The sequence below is a fragment of the Bacillus sp. BB081 genome, assembly GCF_008368895.1.
Classification (GTDB): domain Bacteria; phylum Bacillota; class Bacilli; order Bacillales; family Bacillaceae_G; genus Bacillus_A; species Bacillus_A wiedmannii.
The window spans coordinates 1-19,676 of sequence record NZ_QOZX01000089.1; the positions used below are offsets into that span (position 1 = coordinate 1).

At 32.9% G+C, this 19,676-nt stretch carries 12 protein-coding genes and 2 pseudogenes; 3 read left to right on the plus strand and 11 right to left on the minus strand.

Features of this window, described 5'->3' with window-relative positions; all coding sequences use genetic code 11:
* Positions 1-499 precede the first annotated feature (499 nt).
* The gene (locus DN394_RS25850; RefSeq protein ID WP_000018440.1) at positions 500-940 is read left to right on the plus strand and encodes a MarR family winged helix-turn-helix transcriptional regulator; all 441 of its coding nucleotides are present in this window, start codon (positions 500-502) and stop codon (positions 938-940) included.
* Positions 941-974: 34 nt separating this feature from the next.
* Positions 975-1,796 (plus strand): class I SAM-dependent methyltransferase, encoded by an 822-nt coding sequence (locus tag DN394_RS25855; RefSeq protein ID WP_048566438.1) that lies wholly within the window; start codon positions 975-977, stop codon positions 1,794-1,796.
* Between the two features lie 428 nt (positions 1,797-2,224).
* On the opposite strand, the gene DN394_RS25860 is transcribed toward DN394_RS25855, so the two are convergent.
* From DN394_RS25860 to DN394_RS25890, 7 genes and pseudogenes are all read right to left on the minus strand, one after another.
* A complete protein-coding gene (locus DN394_RS25860; RefSeq protein ID WP_000824738.1) occupies positions 2,225-2,722 on the minus strand; it encodes a DM13 domain-containing protein in 498 nt (165 codons plus the stop codon).
* Between the two features lie 97 nt (positions 2,723-2,819).
* On the minus strand, positions 2,820-3,878 hold the full coding sequence (locus DN394_RS25865; protein ID WP_001239402.1) for a sensor histidine kinase: 1,059 nt from the start codon (positions 3,876-3,878) through the stop codon (positions 2,820-2,822).
* Complete coding sequence (locus DN394_RS25870) at positions 3,875-4,588, minus strand: response regulator transcription factor (RefSeq protein WP_000746049.1); 714 nt, start codon at positions 4,586-4,588, stop codon at positions 3,875-3,877. Before DN394_RS25870 ends, DN394_RS25865 begins: the two co-directional genes overlap by 4 nt.
* Positions 4,589-4,880: 292 nt before the next feature.
* Complete coding sequence (locus tag DN394_RS25875) at positions 4,881-7,097, minus strand: binary toxin-like calcium binding domain-containing protein (RefSeq protein WP_098208944.1); 2,217 nt, start codon at positions 7,095-7,097, stop codon at positions 4,881-4,883.
* 266 nt (positions 7,098-7,363) lie between these two features.
* On the minus strand, positions 7,364-9,769 hold the full coding sequence (locus DN394_RS25880) for a PAS domain S-box protein (protein ID WP_149294378.1): 2,406 nt from the start codon (positions 9,767-9,769) through the stop codon (positions 7,364-7,366).
* A gap of 268 nt (positions 9,770-10,037) precedes the next feature.
* Positions 10,038-10,289, minus strand: a pseudogene (locus DN394_RS25885) (hypothetical protein); the annotation flags it as partial.
* 367 nt (positions 10,290-10,656) lie between these two features.
* Positions 10,657-12,471: an acyltransferase family protein gene (locus DN394_RS25890; protein ID WP_097916314.1), complete on the minus strand. Its 1,815-nt coding sequence runs from the start codon at positions 12,469-12,471 to the stop codon at positions 10,657-10,659.
* 478 nt (positions 12,472-12,949) lie between these two features.
* Here DN394_RS25890 and DN394_RS29605 point away from each other — a divergent pair.
* Positions 12,950-13,126 (plus strand): annotated as a pseudogene (locus tag DN394_RS29605) (IS6 family transposase); the annotation flags it as partial.
* Between the two features lie 187 nt (positions 13,127-13,313).
* Here DN394_RS29605 and hblB read toward each other — a convergent pair.
* The 4 genes from hblB to hblC form a co-directional block, all read right to left on the minus strand.
* Positions 13,314-14,711: a hemolysin BL regulatory component HblB gene (hblB, locus tag DN394_RS25895; protein WP_097916312.1), complete on the minus strand. Its 1,398-nt coding sequence runs from the start codon at positions 14,709-14,711 to the stop codon at positions 13,314-13,316.
* A 325-nt stretch (positions 14,712-15,036) separates the two neighbouring features.
* Complete coding sequence (gene hblA, locus DN394_RS25900) at positions 15,037-16,164, minus strand: hemolysin BL binding component B (protein ID WP_097916310.1); 1,128 nt, start codon at positions 16,162-16,164, stop codon at positions 15,037-15,039.
* Between the two features lie 36 nt (positions 16,165-16,200).
* Positions 16,201-17,421: a hemolytic enterotoxin HBL lytic component L1 gene (gene hblD, locus DN394_RS25905; RefSeq protein ID WP_000714431.1), complete on the minus strand. Its 1,221-nt coding sequence runs from the start codon at positions 17,419-17,421 to the stop codon at positions 16,201-16,203.
* Between the two features lie 61 nt (positions 17,422-17,482).
* Entirely contained in the window at positions 17,483-18,820 is a 1,338-nt protein-coding gene (gene hblC, locus DN394_RS25910) for a hemolytic enterotoxin HBL lytic component L2 (protein WP_149294379.1), read from the minus strand.
* Positions 18,821-19,676: the final 856 nt, after the last annotated feature.

Here is a 19,676-nt window from a genome sequence, read left to right on the forward strand (position 1 = left end):
TATAAAATTACCCTTATTAATATGAAATTAATTTAAATAAACTTCCATAAAAATAATAAAATTCCTACTCAACATAAAATAAAAAGAAGTTAACCTCACCTCAGTTAACTTCTTTTATAAAAATCTATTATTATATTATCAACCAAAAATCATACAGCTACAGACGATAAGAACAAACAAAACTAATAAACCATTTGAGAAATAACCCATAGAACACTACCCCTTTATTTCATTATGTAAAAGATTTTATCATAAAATTATTTACAACATAATAACTGAAAAAGACATTGCATTCATTACTTATATATATTTAGTAATATTTTATTTTTGGCCATATTCGTCTTTTCTAAAATCACTTCTCATCCTCCTCTTCTTTAGTTCACATAATCTCAAAATAACAAATTAGTAAATGTTAATTTACTATAATAAGTTTAAACATTTGATTTATAGCTAAATTAGTAATAAAATAATGACTAAATCCAAAAAGGAAGCGAAAATAATGTCCCATAAAGAATTATTAAACGAATACATGAATTTATTATTAAATATGTCAGGTACTTTCAAATTACTATCAGAAAAATCCTCTGAATTTACACATTTAGAACAACACGTAGTAGAGTATATCGCCCAGCAAAAAGTACCTGTAAATTCAAAGATGATTGCTAGTTATTTAAACATTCCTAAGCAACAATTAAGTATAACTGTACGTAACTTAGAACAAAACGGATATATTGTAAAAAAGCAAGATACGGTAGATAAAAGAGCTGTATTAATTTCTCTGACAGAAAAAGCTGAAAAGGTACATTATGAGAGATGGAAACAAATTTATAAAAATTTCACAGTAAACCTCGAACAATTATCCGAAGAAGATAGGCGGGATTTAACTTACGGACTATATAAAACAAATACAATGCTCTCAAAAATGTTAAATAACGACTAAATATATTGTTTTATTATGCAACGGAGGATGTTTCATGGTTAAAGAGTTAGATTTACAATCAGTACAAGGTACGATGCTTATTCCCCTATGGGGACGAGCATATGGCAGTGAGAAAAATAAGGATATTTTAGATGATACAGAGGCTATTCGAATAATTAAAGAATGCGATTTTGACTTCTCAACAATAGCAAATACATTTGGCGAATACGGATGTATCACATACATTACTCGTGCACGAAAAATTGATGATACGATAAAACAATTTATAGGAAAACACCCGAACGCCACTATAGTAAATATCGGTTCAGGACTAGATACTACTTTTTCAAGAATTGATAACGGTACAATACATTGGTATAACCTTGATTTACCCGATGCAATCTCTTTTCGCAAGACTTTAATTGAAGATACACCAAGGAATATTAGTATCGCTAAATCATTTTTTGATACTTCTTGGTTTGACGATATAAGATATGATCCAAACGACGGTATTCTTTTTATATCAGCAGGTGTATTTTATTACTTTAAAGAAGAAGATTTAAAAGAGATCATAGTTGCTATGTCAAAACGTTTTCCTGGAGGAGAGCTATATTTTGATGCTGAATCAAAATTCGCACTGAACCTTTCGAATGCAACTGTAAAAAAATCTGGCAATAACGGCGCGATGATGTATTTTTATGTAAACAATCCAAAATCAATAGAAAAATGGTCTTCAAACATAAAAATATTAAGCTGCTCCCCTTTCTTTAAAGGTATACCTACAAATAAAGATTGGGATGGTAGTACACGTATTATGATGCGAGTTGTAAACGTAATAAAGATGTTGAAGTTTGTTCATTTGCGGTTTAAAAAATAATAAATAAAGAAGACCTCAATACATTTATATTTAGGTTATACATGTTAAACTTAAAAAAAGGCAGGAACATATTTGATATGTTCCTGCCTTTTTCTTATGGGGTACCGATACATAGTCATCTAGCTATGAAAAGCAACTACCCCAAAATGAGAAATTTGGCATCTTAACACCCCTCAAGTGGCTTCTGTATATAATACAGTTTAAATTTAATTTTTCTTGATAAATCAAAGATTTCCTGGCATACTCTTAAAATTATTTATGCACGAATAAAATCTCTTCGTAAACGTCCAATTGCACTAAAATATACAAAAATTGAGAAATATGAAAAAGACACTCTTATGAGTGCCCTTCTTAGCAACTAAGTCCGCTGTAGCTTTTACCATAACCCATATGAATTTCGCCTGTAAGAGGAAATTTTAAGTTCATATTTAATTATTAAAATAAACCGCACCAAAGTTTTCATTAAATCTTTTACACCAAACAGAAACCGAACCATATTCACTTACATCTATCCCTTCAGGAATTTCGTAGTTTTGGTCTCCTTTATTTCCCTTTAATTTTCCTAATTCAATATACTGATAGTTTTTTACGTCTTCATTATTTTTCAAACGATTTGTAGGAACTAATACAACTCGTACATCTGGCCCATTTGATGTTGCAAAATTAGAAAGTCGTAAAACACGTTTTCCATCCGCTAATTGGTGAATTTTTGCCGTTCCAGTTGTTTCATGGACACCGTTTTGAAACTGACCTTCCCTTATTACTCGATCACTTTGTTGCCTTACTTCAGTTGATTGTATCTCTGCTTGTGGCAATGATTCATTTACACGCTTATCAATAAATAATTTCTCTGGTCGGAACAATGACCATAAAATCCCCAATACAATTATTAAACCACCTATAAGCCATACATATTTTCTTTTCATAAAGTAAAAAACCTCCTGTAACATACTGTGTAGTAGTATGTTAACAAGAAGGTCTTTCATTTTTCTAACGTAAATGTTACAAAAGTCTTTCAGCATCTTATTTTTTTACTGATGTGATGGGAAGAGTGAACCAAAATTCACTTCCCTGCTTACCATCTGCGCGATTCCTTACGCCAATTTCCCCTTTGTGCATTTCAATCAATGATTTTGCAATAGCTAATCCAAGTCCGGAACCTCCAGATTGTGAACTTCTTGATCGATCTGTTCTAAAAAAACGTTCAAATACACGTAATTGATCATTTGGAGAAATTCCCATTCCTTCATCCCGCATAGTGAATTGGACCTGTTGAGTTGGTTTATTTTCCACTACAGTCAATTCAATTGTTCCAGAGATAGGAGAATATCGAATTGCATTATGTAATAAATTACCTATGACCCTTTCAATTTTACAGGGCATAATCAAAAGCCGAGGTAATGTATCAGGGACATCCAATTGCACATGGATTTGTTTGTCTCCTAATAAGACAGAATGTGACTCTAATACATCTAATAGAACTTTATCTAAATGTGTGAAACTTGGGTGAAAATCTACTTGCTCAAACTCTAACTTTGAAAGATCAAATAAGTCGTTAATTAATCCATTTAATCTTTCTATTTCTTTTAAAACCGTTGCTAAGTATTGCTTTTTCATTTCAGGATCTTCAATCAGGTTATCTTGTAATGCTTCTATCATCATTTGCATACTAGCCATAGGTGTTCGTAAGTCGTGTGAGATATTGGTAATTAGCTCCTTACGAGAGTTTTCTTGTTCCTCTAACTTAGTAAACCCTTCTTCTAATTTTTTTGCCATCTGTTGAAAGGCTGTTGCCAATTCTTTAAACTCACGTGGTTCTTGCCCAATTATATACATCGTTTCAAAGTGTCTATCACTAAATTGTTTCGTCAATTTTATTAAATTTTGTATAGATCTCATGATAGGACGTGTCATTAACCAATAAATAAACGTTGAAATAATGAATGCCACAAATGCAATTACTGTTAATAACCGCGTTTGTTCCGGTTCAAGTAACATTTTGGTCTCACTATACCATATAGCAATTACCATAATACTGGTACTTAATAGATTCATGAGTAACAATTGAATACGTAATCTCATGTTTCATTTCCTCCATTTGGCTCAAAGCGATATCCTATACCCCAAACAGTATGAATCCAACGATTCTTTATCGTATGCTTTTCGAGCTTTTCACGTAAACGACTCACTAACACGGTAACTGTGTTTGATGCCCCTTCATGTCCAAAATCCCAAATTAATTCAAGAAGCTGCGAGCGAGAAAATACTTGTTTTGGATGCTTTGCCATGAGATAAAGTACCTCAAACTCTTTCACCGTTAACTCCACTTCCTTATCACAAACAAGTACATATCTTGTCTTTGGATATATTTTTAAATCTGGAAACTCTATCACTTCCAATAGAGACTCTTTCGCTTGTATTGGTACATGACTTCCTCTTCTTAGTATAATTTGAACCCTTAATACTAATTCACGGGGGGAAAATGGCTTTGTTAAATAATCATCAGCCCCCATTGTTAAGCCTAAAATTCGATCCCTTTCCTCTCCCTTAGCAGTTAACATAATAATAGGGACATTTGACTGTTGACGAATTTCCTCGCATAATTCCCATCCATCTTTTTTTGGCATCATCAAATCTAATATAATTAAATCTGGTTGATGTGTAAGAAATAAATCCCAACCTTCTTTACCATTTACAGCGGTATAAACTTCATATTCTTCTCTTTCTAAATACCGTTTGCATACTTCTCGAATATTTTCTTCATCTTCTACGATTAAAATTCTTTTCTTCATATACTATCCTCGCTTCTTTTTCACCAATAACACAAAATTTATTTTTTCTATTATCCAATGAAAATTCAGAAAATAAATTTTGTAATACAGATAGTAATCTTAACATTTGATTACTTATATGACTAGATAGGTATTTAAAATAGTAGTTACTAAATTATATAAATTAAAAGGAATGAGTCCGATTCAACATCGAACTCATTCCTTATTAGTAACCTAAATTATTGTATCTAACTTTTCGGATTCAATTCATTTCCGGTCCTCTTTTCAAACTTAGTAACAGAACTGTTACCTATTACTGAACTCTTGATAGATTCCATGCTATAGTATCAGTCCCATTCTCTCCATTACCATATTTCATATAATCGATTAAATATCCTACCTTTAACTTGTTACCATTAGATAGTATGTTCCATTGTTTATGGTATCCAGTGAAATTCTTTGGATATGCATGATTAAATTTAAAAGTACTTGCATTCTGTTTTTGATCTAAATGGATATAACTATCTTGAAGTTTTAAATATGCATAATCTGAATAAATAGGATTTCGAAATTTAATTAATACCTCTTCATCCTTTTTAATTGGTTTTCCAGGTTTAGGTTGACCTACTCTTTCAATAATTACATTCACTTTTTCATCGCTAGATTTTTCAGCCCAAAGATACTCCCATTTATTCCCGGCATGATGACTTCCCCAATAAGCTGTATTTCCATATGAAGCTACGGTATAAGGAACCCCTTCTGTAACAAATTCACCTGAATTATCTACTACATAATCTTCAAATTCTTTATTAGCTTTAATTTCAGTATCAATCTTTTGTGTAGGGGTTAGATTGTGTGCGTCATTGATTTCAAATGTAACTTTTCTGTGCGCAGCAATTTCAGATTTAATAGGGTGTATATTTTCTCTAGACTCATATGTAAATCCATTCTCACGTTTAACTAGTGTTACTGTTTGTGACGGAGCATTCCATTTCTTACTATAAATAGTAGGAATCTCTTTACTCACACCAAATAAACCAGGTAAAATTGTTGCCCTAATCTTTTGCGTCACAGAATCATAACTACCTTCTACTAATGTTGGTTGCTGTAGTTTTGCAAAAGCACCGTGTACAGAGTCTTTATGTAAATAACCGCGATCTCCCTGTCCCGCTTTTAAATCGTTCAATGCATCAGTTCCATTATTAGCTGAAACCACTGATACGTTATTAGTACTTTTAGCCTTGTTTACAATATGATTTACTTTTTTCGTATCTATATTTACATGTTGAAAAACTTCGTTATAGGATAAGACTGGCTTATCAGCAATGGATTTGTCTTTAGGAGTATATACCCTAAACTTTGGTATATTTCCTATATCTGTTTCTAATTGTTCAGTAGCTACATTTACTCTAGACTCATATCTCCCTGAATCCCCCAAATGCATAATTTCTTCACCTTTTTCAATAGATAAATCCATTGTACTTGTAGGTAAAACTTCAATCGAAAGAAGTTCCCCTTGTTCAACAGCTTTCAATTCATCCAAAGATAAGACAATATTCGCATCTGCTTGTCCTTCTAAACTGTCAATTACTACTTCTGTTTTATTCCGTCCACCTTTTTCTGTACTTAAATAATTTGCTTTATAACGATCTTGTGTTGCCTTTACAGTATTAATAATTTTGTTTCCTAAACGAATATTAAAATGAGGCGAAACATTTTCAGCGGATGCTGTTCCTACATTCTTATATTCCAAATGTACCCGTAATTTTGCTGCGTTCGCTGTATCCACAGTTGTTGCAGTAGACCAATCAAAATTATTTGTATAACTCTCCGTTTCCGTAGTTGTTTTTGAATATCCGTATCCCACATTTGCTGAAACACTTCCGGAAGGAACAGGACCGGCTGCTGAGCCTTCTACACCACCTGAACCACTTAAACCTACATTAAATGAATGTTGTGTAGATACACTTTTTTCCCATCCTCTGCTAACTGATCCGCCATTATTATCCGTAATGGTTGCAATAGGAATTACTTCAATTCGTTTGACACCAATTTGCAAATTCGGCATGTTGGCAACTATCGGATTGAAATTAGTATCAGAATCGTTGTTATAATTCTCAACCTCATACATATCAGTAAAAGGATCACCATCCGTATTTGCATTCATAGGATTCGATATAAATTTTGGTTTCCCTTTATCCTTCTCGGGATCCCATGCTTTCGCTTCATTTTTTCCAGTTTGTGAATTGAATTCAATTTTATATCCATTCATCTCTAAGTCGTTAGAAATACCATCTTTATCCCAATCGTTGTTTGCCATTTCAATGTTTTGTGTAATGAGTGAACCTATTTCCCCATCAGATCCGAGCGTGAAATTCTTATCTTCTTTTTTTACATTTGCATTCTCTTTGAATATTTCAACTGTACCTCCTGGATTCAGTTGTTTTACATCTGCTAAAGCAGGAGATGCTAAAGTCAGTGCCATCGATACACTACCTAATACACTAATTACTGGCTTCAATTGTTTCATTGTTATTTTTCCTCCTTGGTTTCTAGGTCAATTAGAACACCTACTAGTAAGATTAATTTCATCATATATAACAAATCTTTCTTTTCTCTCTCATAACTGTTAAAAAAGTCTCTCGCAAATGTTACAAAACACTTACAGAGTTTTTAAAATCTATATATGAAACATTAAAAAGCCGTAATATGAAGAATCGATTACAATATATACAAAAAAGCAGCTAGCCAAAGCTAACTGCTTACTAATTTATAAAATTTCAGTAAAAGAATGTATTAATTTTGAAGTGTGCAAATTGGAAGAGTGACTTCAACTATAGTTCCCTTATTCACTTCACTCTCAATAAATACCTTCCCCTGGTGTGTTTCAATAATTTTATAACATACCATTAATCCTAAGCCGATTCCCTCTTCCTTAATACTGTAAAAAGGTTCTCCTAAATATGGTATACGTTCTTTTGGAATCCCACATCCTTGATCGATAAAGCGAATCCTTATTTGATTATTATCAAGTTTATCAAATTGAATCAAAATTTCTCCTCCTCTTGGCATGGATTCAATTGCATTTTTTATAATATTAACAAATACTTGTTTTAATTGATTTCCTTCACATGGGATCAATGGAATACCAGGTGTAAAATCAATTCTAATTTTTATATTATTCATCATTGCTTGAGGTTGCAGTAGCATTAAAACTTGATCCATTAGCACACTAATATCATTAGGTTGTATCTTTAACACCTGTGGTTTGGCTACCGCCATAAATTCATTAGTAATACTTTCTATACGCTCAATCTCTGATGATACTATATTTATATACCCCTGATTATTCTCAGTTTCCGTTGATTTTAGTAATTGCATAAACCCTTTCATTGCGGTTAATGGATTATTAATTTCATGAGCCATTGCAGTCGCTAATTGTCCTACGACAGCAAGTTTTTCAGATTTCCGTAGTAATTCTTCTGTTTTTAGCCGTTCAGTGATATCACGAGAAATACTCAGGAAAACCTTTTTACCATTTAAGTTAAAAACACGGACACTAAACTCGGTTGTTATTATTTTTCCTGTTGGAAAAGCATATTCATCTTGCAAAGTGAAGGAAGTTTGTCCCTCTCTAATTTTTTCTAACAACCTTACAATCATTTTAGAATCTTGTGGTACTACATTTGGAAATGGTAACGAGAGCAGCTCATCTCTACTATATCCAAATCTTTTACAACCAACAGGGTTTACCTCAATGAATCGACTGGGGACATAATTTTCATTCAGCTCTACTACATATACTGCATCAGTTGCTTCTTCGATTAGTGCACGGTACTTCATTTCACTATCTTTTAATTGTTGATGTAATCGATGTCGCTCTCTTTCTGCTTGTTTTCTTTCAGAGATGTCTCTACATATTGCAGATAAAGCTATCACATTTCCTCTTACGTCTAATATAGGAGAAACTGTCAGACTGACATCAAGAAGACTTCCATCGTTACGTCGTCTAACAGTTTCTAATCTAGTAACTACGGATTCTCCTGTTAGAATTTTCTGGATATTTTTGAGTGATTCTTCCATTAAGAAATCTGGTACACAGGGTAATCTCTTACCTATGATTTCTTCTAATGACCATCCAAATATCTTTTCATAAGCTTTATTTGCTTGTAAAATATGCCCTTCTCGATCAGAAATGGTAATAGCATCTACATTATGCTTTATAAATGATTCTAGTAATTCTTTGGTAGCTCTTAATTCTGATTCTACCTTTTTTCTTTCAGTTATATCGACTGTAGAACCAACAACTTCAATAACTTGTCCATTTCGTTTAATCGGCCTAAGTGCAATAAGAATAATTGTTTTATCATCTGGCCAGGGTAATTCGAATATAATTTCTTTCCCTTCCCATGCCTGAAGATAATACTTCATCAATTGTGAAACTAAATGTGGTGGAACAATAGAGGCATCAATAGTCCGTAAGCTTTTCCCTACCACCTGTTCAGAGTAAAATCCTTTTTGATAATAAAACTGTCCATCACATAAAGTGTGTATAAAGTGCTTACCCACTTTTTTAAATTTAAAAATCCCTCCTTGAAGCTCATGTACGGTATCTGTAAGTTCTTGCTTTGATTTTTTTAATTCCCGATTCATTTTAGATAAGTCCTGTGTTAAATAATATAATCTCTGGTAGGCTTCCATAAGAAATAGCCCAATTAAAAGTCCTAACGCTATATATAATAAACCTCCAGAGTAAAGTAACGTAGTATTAAAGAATACACCAACTAACCACTTTATTCCGACAAAAACAGAAAAATATAAAGATGCACTTTTAAAAGGCTGAAGGTTTTTAGAATATGTTTTAATAGTAGAAAATAGAACACTCATACTTAAATATGCAATCACAGGTGGCTCCCAATACCCACCAATGAAAAAGATACGCATTATAATTATGCTAATTAGTGTAATCCAGCCAGCAATGCGACCAAAGTAAATAAAAGATAGAATAAGAGGAACAACTCGAAGATCGTAGGAAAATCCCATGTATGGAAAAGAAAAGAGCATCAAAGTAACTGCAATAATCCCTCCATAGAATTTTTCGAAATATCGCCTGGAATGAATCAAAAACACTTGAATAAATATCGCTGCGCTAACTAATAAAGAAAAAATAGAAAGATTGATGAAATAGTCTTTAATAATCATGTAATGTCCCTCCTTGCATTAAAGATATATTCGACAAAAAAACAGAAAATCCTACAATTATTACAAACAGTTCAGGTGCAAAAAATATAATTCCCTACATGACAGTAAATGTAAATAGTATCATATTGATTCAAATCGAAAACCAGGAAATCTTCCATCAGAACCTTCAAATCCCCCAAAAATAAGGTGTTTTTTTTAATGTTATGTACAAAAAACGTAGGAATATTTTATTCCTACGTTTTTTATAAATTAATCAATTCCTTCACTATTACAATTCTTCTAATTCCTCAATTTCGGCTTTTCGCTTTAAAAATATTGCAATATCCTTATTCTCCCTGTCTATTAAACCAAGAGCATGTCTATCATTTAAAGCTAATTCTTTATAACCCCATATATATTCTATTGTTGTCGTTTTACTATGTTTATGATCCGCAAAATACCATTCTAAAGGTTGTAAAGGGTTCGATACTTCAAACAATTCTGCTGGCTACCATGAAGGCAAGTTTTCATTTTCACCCAGTCGCCTTCTTTGGGCCAACGAGGATCTGTCATTGGTATTCTCGTTAGAACTATACTTTATGGATTTGAATTAACTTTTTATTACTTGTTGCTCTTTTAATGTATTTGCAGTGCTTCCACCTGCAGAGCCTCTTCCTAATATTTCAACTTCATATTTTGTATCCTTTGTAGCCTCTTCTAGTCCTTTTCTTTCTTTTCAAGTTCGCCTATATTTCATGTCAAATTACAGGAGTGAGTCAGGCCACTCTAAATCGTAGATTAGAAAAACATGAATAATATTCTTTTTTGAATTGTAATTAAACCTCAGAGTGGCACCTCATACTCAGAACCATTTCCTTACCCAACAGAAGTTAATAAAAAATAGTTAATTATTGCTTCACCGCTTTGGCTACAAGTGCTGCGTATGCTTCTGCACCTACTTTGGTTAAATGCACACCGTCAGGTGCAAAGTAGTCTTTCTTTCCAGCACTTGCTGCATACCAATCAACTAGAATTGCATTCGGATATTCAGATGCCGTTACTTTCAGTCTCTCATTCACGATTGATTCCCACGGACGTGGTACTCTTGTATTAATAAATATTATTTTACGTTCGTTTCCAATTAATTTTATTAATGAAACAAGTTGCTCAGTAGTAAAGGCTCCATTTGTACCTAATCCAATAATGACATAGTTTCCTAAATTCCCTTCATTTTTTAACTGTTCAACTACCGGAATCGCTTTTGACAGCTGGCGACCAATTTGCGCATCAATCCTAATATCAGGAAAAGTATTTTTTAAATACGGAGTAATATCAATCATAACGGAATCGCCTATCGCAGTAACTGTGAGTGAATTTTTAGGTTGTGCAGAATTTACTTCTTTTGATTCCCCTTGTTTTTGAGGCGTCTCTTGATTTGGATTTTCCCAAACTGCAACTGGATGTGGCGCCGGTTGTGTTTGTGCTGCTTCCACCTTATCTTGGTGAGAATTCTCCTTAGCCTTACTAGCTTTTGATAACCCTACGACGGCTATCGACGAAACGAATAATGTACAAATTAAAGCTAACTTAACACCTAAAGTGACATTTTGAAGTCTTAAGTTCTTAAACTGAATGTTCCGGAGCGCACCTTGTCGGATTGGTTTCTCGATAAACTTCCATGAAATTTGCGAAATCAATATAATTAGAAGAAATTGAAGGATTGCCCTTATTAGTGAAAAATCCCCCGCATTTACCTTTGGAGTCGTTAATGTAAGAATTGGATAATGCCAGAGGTATATGCCATACGATCTTACCCCTATCCAACGTAAAGGTCTAAACCGTAAAAATTGAGCAATGCGACTAGCTGGATGAGCTAGATTTGCCACTAACAATGCTGTTGCAATTGATAAGAGAACCATTCCTCCCTTGTATAGAAATGGATCATATTGATTGGTCTTCCAAAACATAACCAAAATAATAATAAGAGCAATGCCCCCCACTACATCAAGAATGAAACGCGCCTTTGGGATAATTTTATTAGCAAGCCTATTGCTTGGCCAAACTAAGGCAAGTACCGCTCCGATAAGTAAGGAAAAGGCCCTCGTATCTGTACCATAATATATTCTGCTCGGATCAACTCCAGGTTCATACAAAATTGCCATTGCTAAAGCTGAAGCAACAGCTCCTAGACAAATCAATAAAATCATACGGGATTGTTTTTTTATGTAGTAAAGTCCTAAACTAATAATAAACGGCCAGACAACATAGAATTGTTCCTCGACTGCTAACGACCAAAAATGATTCAATGGAGAAAGCTGGTTAAAATTATCAAAGTACGATAATTTATGATAAATATACCACCAGTTACTAACATAAAATAATGCCGCTAATGAATCTCCGCGCATTTTTTCAAGTAAAGAGCTATGAAAAACCGTAATCCATGCCAACGTTATAACGAGCATAACAAGCATTCCTGGAAGCAATCTCCTTGCCCTACTAAGCCAGAATTTTTTTAAATCAATTCTCTTATTTCTCTTCCACTCTATGGCTAGAATATCTGTAATTAAATAACCTGAGAGTACAAAAAATACAGTAACCCCTAAAAATCCTCCAGGCATCCAACTAAAATTAATATGATACAAAATAACACCTAGTATAGCTAGGCCCCTTAGACTATCTAATCCAACCATATAACGACTATTTTTTTTAATAGGTTTAGTCACCTACAATCACCTCTTTTTCTTGGAAATTAGGTTAATAATAACGGCACAAAATGCTATTAATCCCCTAAAATCGTATAAGCTAAACTATTACAAACATCTTTTTGTAAGGCTCTTTTTTATCTTTACATGCACAGTAATTAATACTTTAACACGTTATCTGGCTCTGTTGTGAAAATTTTTAAGCTAGATGTTCTTGTTGCTCTTCCGAAAAAGAGGAATATGATATATAACGTATATTTGAACATTTCCCTGCAAAATAACGTTATAAAGAAGGGCTACTGGTTATGAGCAGCCCCTCATTTACCTTACTTCACATATACATATGTTTCTTTTGAAATCACATTTTATGTCTTGCCCCTACTGTCGTGTATTTTATATTGCAGCGAACCTTGCATCAGAACAATATGTGTTCTGGTGCAAGGTTTTTTTAACTAGAATAAATTCTGGGAAAGCAAATAAGGAACATGACAGATGTGATATTTTAAAGAAAAATAGTTTAAGAAAAATAATAGTAGCCATTTGCTACTATTATTTTTTTCTTTAAGTTATCGTAATATGCCTGAAATTCTAAAGGGACGTGGTATGTCAATTCATCTAACAACCATTATGTGCTGAGTTCGTGAATACGGAAATTTCATTCATGATTTTTGAAAAGTAAAACAAAAAAGAAAAACTATCTTTGAAAATGGATGAAACCTACATAAATGTCAACTAATCTATGTACGAATTCCTTTGCTTTAGCTAGGTGTTCTAGGAAATAAGGAGCCATATGCCGGTCAATTTTTCAATTAACTTGGTGTCTAGTTTAGTGTACCATCTCCAATTAATGCATTTTTTCGGGTTCAGTTCATTATATTTTCTACTTTGTCTTTATATACAACATATTCTTTTCCATCCACTACTGCTACCACCGCAAATTCATCATTTGGATTGAATGAAAGCCAGTCAGCCCACATGTTTGTATTAGCACCTCCACTCCACATATGATGAACAGTGTTTTTAGTTAAATTCATAACTTTATAAGACGCATTTGGTGCATTTGTTCCAGTCTTTATTTCAAAAGTGTATGCGTTATGGATTTTTTTATAAAAGTAAAAAACGTTTGATGGACGAAGTAGATTCATAAAATCTTGTTCTTTCTTCTCTGCAATTTTTATGCCTTCTAGTAATGTGACAACATCTGTTCTTATTGTTTTCCAACTGTCTTTAGCTGAATTCAAGTTAGGCTTTAAAAATTTATATCTATTTTGATCAGCTTTTTCATCAGCTTTATCAATATGCCCCAGTACGCCCGAATATTGAGAGTCTAAATCATCCCATTGTGTGGACATATAAGTAAGAGCAGTAATAGCACTATCAATCGTACTATGCATATCACTAATATTATGAAATGCAACTCCGACTACACGATTTAATGTAATTTTATAATCTACAGTTTTACGTAATTCTGCTAAAGCAGGCTCTAATCGACCTAAATTATCTCTAGCAGTACCTATCATTATGCCACCAGAAATAAGCGTGGGGATAAAAGGGACTTTCACCATTATTAACCCATCAGATTCTAATTTCTTATAATAGTTTACTTGTCCTAAAACTTCATCTAAACGCTTTTGATCAGTCTCTACATCAGCTCCTTGGTTTTTTAAAATCGATTGCAAGGTCTCTTTATGGCTTCCAAATACTCTAACATCTTCTCCAATAGCGTTTTTAAATTTAGTTAATTCTTCTATTAATGCTTTTGCAGACTCTTGGTTTCGTTGAATCCCCACCCTTAAATCTGTAATCCCCTTTTTTAAAGTATCCCCATTTCCATTATTGATCGCCTCTACTAATGTTTCATAATAATTTTCAAACTTTGTATCGTATTCAATAATGCCGGTCAATGTATCTAAAAGCTGTTTTTTTACTTTTGTATTCCATGTAACAGCATGTGCTCTTGCATTCTTTTGATCCTGTACAATTTTACTAGGTAAATCTGCATATCCATTAATAGAAATCCCTTCAAAACTCACATCCGGATTATTAATTAGCAAATAAGAATATTCATTCATAGCTTTTGCAAATACCCCAGCATCTTGTACAGTTTTTTTCATCTTTTCTTCATTTGCTGAAAGAGACATATCTCCAGTTTTCGTTTGTTCAGTTTCAATTGCAAAGGTTGCTACTGGTGTGACTGCATAGGTAGTTGTCATAATTAAAAATGCTGATACAGCCAGTATTTTATAAGATTTTTTTTTCATCTTTTCTTATTCCTCCTGTATAGAGTATGATTTCAAGTCCTATTCTTATTAAAAGACGATGTTGTTGCATAGATTCGATATTATTAAGCAAATCTATATAACCTGTATCCTATTGATCGATTCTGTTACAAATTTTTAAAAACAAGTAAACTACATGGCTATCTTTTTATTTGGATACAACTTATATATAAGTGAAAGGCGAAGTCTTTAATGAGACTCCGCCTTTTTAATATATAAGGATTTATTAATTACTGCTTTACTGTTTATCAGTGTAATCATAGACTCTCTATGTTATGGGTCACTTTGCAACAGAATAAATATTTCCCTATTTTTGTGGAGTAACAGTTTCCACTTTTAATTCCTTTATTCCTTCTTTTAATATAACAGCATCTGTTCGTAATGTTTTCCAACTATCTTTCGCTGCATTTAAATTAGGTTTTAAGAATTTAAATTTATTTTGATCCGCTTTTTGAGCTGCATTCTCAATATGCCCTAGAACGCCCGAATATTGAGAATCTAAATCATGCCACTGCGTTGATATATAAGTAAGAGCGTTAATAGCATCATCAAGTGCCTTGTGCATTTCATTAATATTACTATAAGCAACTCCAACTACACGATTTAATGTTACTTTATAATCCACGGTCTGACGTAATTCTGCTAATAAAGGCTCTAACTTACCTAAGTTGTCTCTTGCTACTCCCACTATAATACCGCCAATTATTGGTAGACCCAAAATAGCACCCTTCATTACATTAAACCCATCAGATTCTAATTGTTTATAATAGTTTACTGATCCTAATACTTCTTCTAGACGCTTTTGATCTGCATCAACATCTGCACCTTGGTTTTTTAGAATCGACTGCAAAAGATCTTTATTGCCTCCAAATGCTCTAACATCTTGTCCAATAGAGTCTCTTAATTTAGTTAATTCTTCTATTAATTGTTGTGCGTACTTTTGGTTTTGTTGAATTTCAACTCGTAAATCTGTAATTCCTTCTTTTAAAGTTTCTCCATCCCCTGTATTAATCGCCTCAACCAATGTTTCATAATAATTGTCGAACGTTGTATCATATTCAACAATACCATTCAATGTATCTAAAAGCTGTTTTTTTACTTTCGTGTCCCAAGTAACAGCATGTGCTCTTGCATTCTTTTGATCTTGTACGATTCTACCAGGTAAATCTACATATCCATTAATAGTAATTCCTTCAAAATTTACATCAGGATTCTTAATTAGCATATAAGAATAGGCATTCATAGATTTTGCAAATAATCCAGCCTTTTGCAAGGTCTCTTTCATTCTCGCTTCATTTGCAGAAAGAGCCGTATCTCCATTGTTCGTTTGTTCAATTTCACTTGCAAAAGTTGCTACTGGTGAGACTACAGAAGTTGCTGTCATAGTTAAAAGAGCCGATGCAACGATTAGTTTGTACGGGATATTTTTCATCATTTTATATTCCTCCAATATAAGTTTTCATTTTCAGTTCTATTCCTGTTTAAAAGCGATGTCTTTTGAAATGAATTCTGCATCTTTATGAATATCATTCCAACTTTCTTTAGCGGCTTTTAAATCATCCGGTATTAAAGAGAATTTGTGGTCTTGCATAGAATCGATATTATCCAGTAAATCTGTATAATTTGCGCCCATTGTATTCCATTGCTTTTGAATATTTGTTAGAGACAATATTGCTTGATCTACAGTCTGGTATAGATATGCCAATGTTTCTTTCGCGTTAGTAAGCGAAAGAACTGCTTGATTAGCACGATCCGCTTTCATACTTAATTCTCCGATTTTGTTAGAAATTTCGTTATAGGAGTCCATATGCTTAGATGCCGTGACACCAGCCGCAGTTCCTAGACCGATACCAGCTGCTCCAAGAGCTGAAAGTCCACCAACAACAGCCGGTGTTGCTGTACCACCAGTTACAACAATTACAACCGCTCCTCCAATAGCTGCAATAACTAAAATAGCTGCTCCCAATCCACCACCAATTGACCATGCTAATACATCATCAAAATGTTTTTTCTGAGTAGAACGAAGTTGCTCAATTTCAGCTTGAAGTTGTGGAATCGTTGCCTGTTGACCTGCTAATATTGCAGTTAATCCACCTTTCCCATCTGGACCACCAACATTATTTTTAAAATCTGTAGAATTTTGATATAGTTTCCCTTTGAAGTCTTGTAGCATCTTAATTACATCTGTAACCTCTTTTGAATTTGTATTAATTGTAGTAATTAAATCATTTATGCCCTCTTTTAGACCTGCCTTATCTTTCTTTTGTACAGTATCTACTAAAGTGTCGTAATAATTTTGAAATTGTTCATCGTAATTTACAATATTACGAGCTGTTTTTTGAATCTGTGGCTTTGCTGTATCTAACCAATAATTCGCATTGATTCGTGACAGTTCTTGATTAAGGTGAATATTTTTGAGCAACTCTCCTCCTTCTGATCCTAAATCGATATTAGATAAATTTACATTCGGTTGCTTAATCATTGTTTTTGCGTACAAGTCCATTACAAGAATATGAGACCCTGTTTCAGCCAATGCTTTCTTCAGTCCCTCAGGACCTAAAGCATAATTGCCTACTTTTTGTTCTTGAGCGGTCGTTTCTTGTGCAAATGCATGAATAGTGTTACCAGTAGTAGCAGTTATAACCGTTGCCAGCGTGGCTAAAGTTAGCACTTTGAATGGGAATTTTTTCATCACTTTTCTCCTTCTTTCGCTAGATTCTTATAATCTTTATAGTTTTTTTAAAAACGTAATATCAAAATTTATATACCTGCTCTTCAAGGTAACTTATTACATTTTTTAATTGTCTTAATGTATCTTTTTGAGACTGCTCGTTAGTTACATCAACATTAGTAGATAATTTTGTAATGTTATTTTTTATTAAATCTAAATCTTCTTTATAGCGCTTTAGTAGGTCAAGTTCTACATCCACTTGATTTGCAAACGTATGCAAATCATTTTGTGAAAGAAGAAGCATTGATTTTTGCAAATCTGCTATTGATAGTTTCGTTGTTAAATCATATATTTTTTGGTTTTGTTTCTCTAAGTCATCTAAATATGATCGCTGCTCTGCTGTTAGTTTATTTACTTCTGCGAAGACACCAAATGTTTTCTTAATCTTTTCAGTATCAATGGCTTTCATCAGATCATATTCTTGCGTTTTTGCGGCTGCAGCTGCAGCTATTTCACCTTGTTTGCTTTTCTCAATTGCTTCACGAGCTGCTTTTTTGGCCGATTCAATTTCTAGAGCAGTTTTACCTTGTTCTGTCGCTTCTTGCGCTGCTTTTTTCTCAGCTTCTAGAATAGAGTTGTTAATTTCTTTTCCTTTGTTATACGCTGCCATCCCTGCTTGAGCAGCCGGTTCAATAATTTCTTTTGAAAGACTATAAATTTCTTTGAATATAGCAAATCCCTGCTCATTTAAAGCTCCTGGTATTAATGCAATTTGTTGTAAATCATTTTGAATTGCTTTTTTTGTATTTAATATTTCATTTTTTAACTGATCTATTTTTCCCGTTCCATCTGTACCTAATATGCCTTGCGCAGTTGCCACATCAATATCGAAATCTTTTAATTTTTTATCAAGCTGTAATTTAAGATCAGTTAACTCATTAATTTGTCGTTGCGCATTTTCTTGATTCGTCATAGCCATTTCTTGAAGTACTTCAAGTCTATCCAAAAAACCTTCTCTATCTTCTTTATTGTCTACATACAATTTTAATGTCGGATAATAGCTATTAAATTTTGTTACAAATCCTTTGCTTTTTGAATTTAATAGAATTAACTGTGGATAGAGTTCCGATGACCATTCCTTCATATCTTGTTTGATTAGGAATTGATTTGTATTTAAAGCTGGGACTTCCTCTAGCTGTACATTAGGACTCATTAAAGATTGATCAATATACGTTTGGATTAATTTAGATTGCGCACCTAATTTTCGTAATGATGAAGAAATATCCATGTTTTCCTGTTGAGTTTCTGCTTGAACGATTGGTGTTGCGAGAGTATTGATAGGAATATTCGCTCCAGTTACAATGGATGTTATTAAAAATCCGTACACTCCTTTACCATTTTTTTCTATAAATTGATTCATATAACTTGTACGACCTAGCGCTAGGCTCTCTCTTTGTACACGGATGAGGAAAGAGAAGTCTTTCAGATAGGGTGTTATCCTTATTTTTTACTTCTAATAGGATGTAAGAATTTTACTCATCTCTCATTTAGATACTCTATTTTTCAAAAATAAACAATAAAAATTCATCAGCTATATTTGAATTAGACACCCAATGGGTAGTAAAATATTAATTCTCCCATAGAGTTGCGGTTTAACTTACAGAGCTGCGAGGATAGATAAACCAACGCTTACAGTTAATCCTGTTTTGACCTTGTTTAATATCAATTACATAATATGTCTCTTAGTTTTGTCAGCAAGAGCCTTACAAGACTACAAAAGATGAACTTATACTGTACATTGCTTATACTTTTATTGCGGAATAAATTCACTTTTGTTATGCAATAACTTAGAACACTTTTATTACAAACTTGATCCTTTTGAGATTCTAGGTCCCTTGTTAATTAACTGATTATTAGGAAAATTATTTTCGACATAATGTTACTTACAACTTCGCTATACTCCTATTAGCGTAATCTTCTCCTTTCTCTCTGGTCATACCAGTTATGTTGTTCATTAAAACATTAAATTTTTAATGCGTAAATAGCAAAATTTTGTCGATTGTACTCAATAATTTAACTGTTAAGTAAAAACACGAGCCAAAAACATTATACAAATATAATTAATTAAAAATTTCACCTCTGTAATTGTAATGATTACAAATTAATATATATAAGGTTAAAAAATAACTATTTTAGCTTAACCAAGAAATTATATTTTAGAAAAAATACTTATAGAATAATTTAATAGGTTTTTTTATACTTTTTTACCTTTATTT

Bases quoted from the DNA above. Each gene is read 5' to 3' on its own strand.
- DN394_RS25865 (WP_001239402.1), bottom strand. From the start codon at position 3,878: ATGAGATTACGTATTCAATTGTTACTCATGAATCTATTAAGTACCAGT.
- hblC (WP_149294379.1), bottom strand. From the start codon at position 18,820: ATGAATCAATTTATAGAAAAAAATGGTAAAGGAGTGTACGGATTTTTA.
- hblA (WP_097916310.1), bottom strand. From the start codon at position 16,164: ATGATGAAAAATATCCCGTACAAACTAATCGTTGCATCGGCTCTTTTA.
- DN394_RS25850 (WP_000018440.1), top strand. From the start codon at position 500: ATGTCCCATAAAGAATTATTAAACGAATACATGAATTTATTATTAAAT.
- DN394_RS25880 (WP_149294378.1), bottom strand. From the start codon at position 9,769: ATGATTATTAAAGACTATTTCATCAATCTTTCTATTTTTTCTTTATTA.
- hblD (WP_000714431.1), bottom strand. From the start codon at position 17,421: ATGAAAAAATTCCCATTCAAAGTGCTAACTTTAGCCACGCTGGCAACG.
- DN394_RS25860 (WP_000824738.1), bottom strand. From the start codon at position 2,722: ATGAAAAGAAAATATGTATGGCTTATAGGTGGTTTAATAATTGTATTG.
- DN394_RS25870 (WP_000746049.1), bottom strand. From the start codon at position 4,588: ATGAAGAAAAGAATTTTAATCGTAGAAGATGAAGAAAATATTCGAGAA.
- hblB (WP_097916312.1), bottom strand. From the start codon at position 14,711: ATGAAAAAAAAATCTTATAAAATACTGGCTGTATCAGCATTTTTAATT.
- DN394_RS25875 (WP_098208944.1), bottom strand. From the start codon at position 7,097: ATGAAACAATTGAAGCCAGTAATTAGTGTATTAGGTAGTGTATCGATG.
- DN394_RS25855 (WP_048566438.1), top strand. From the start codon at position 975: ATGGTTAAAGAGTTAGATTTACAATCAGTACAAGGTACGATGCTTATT.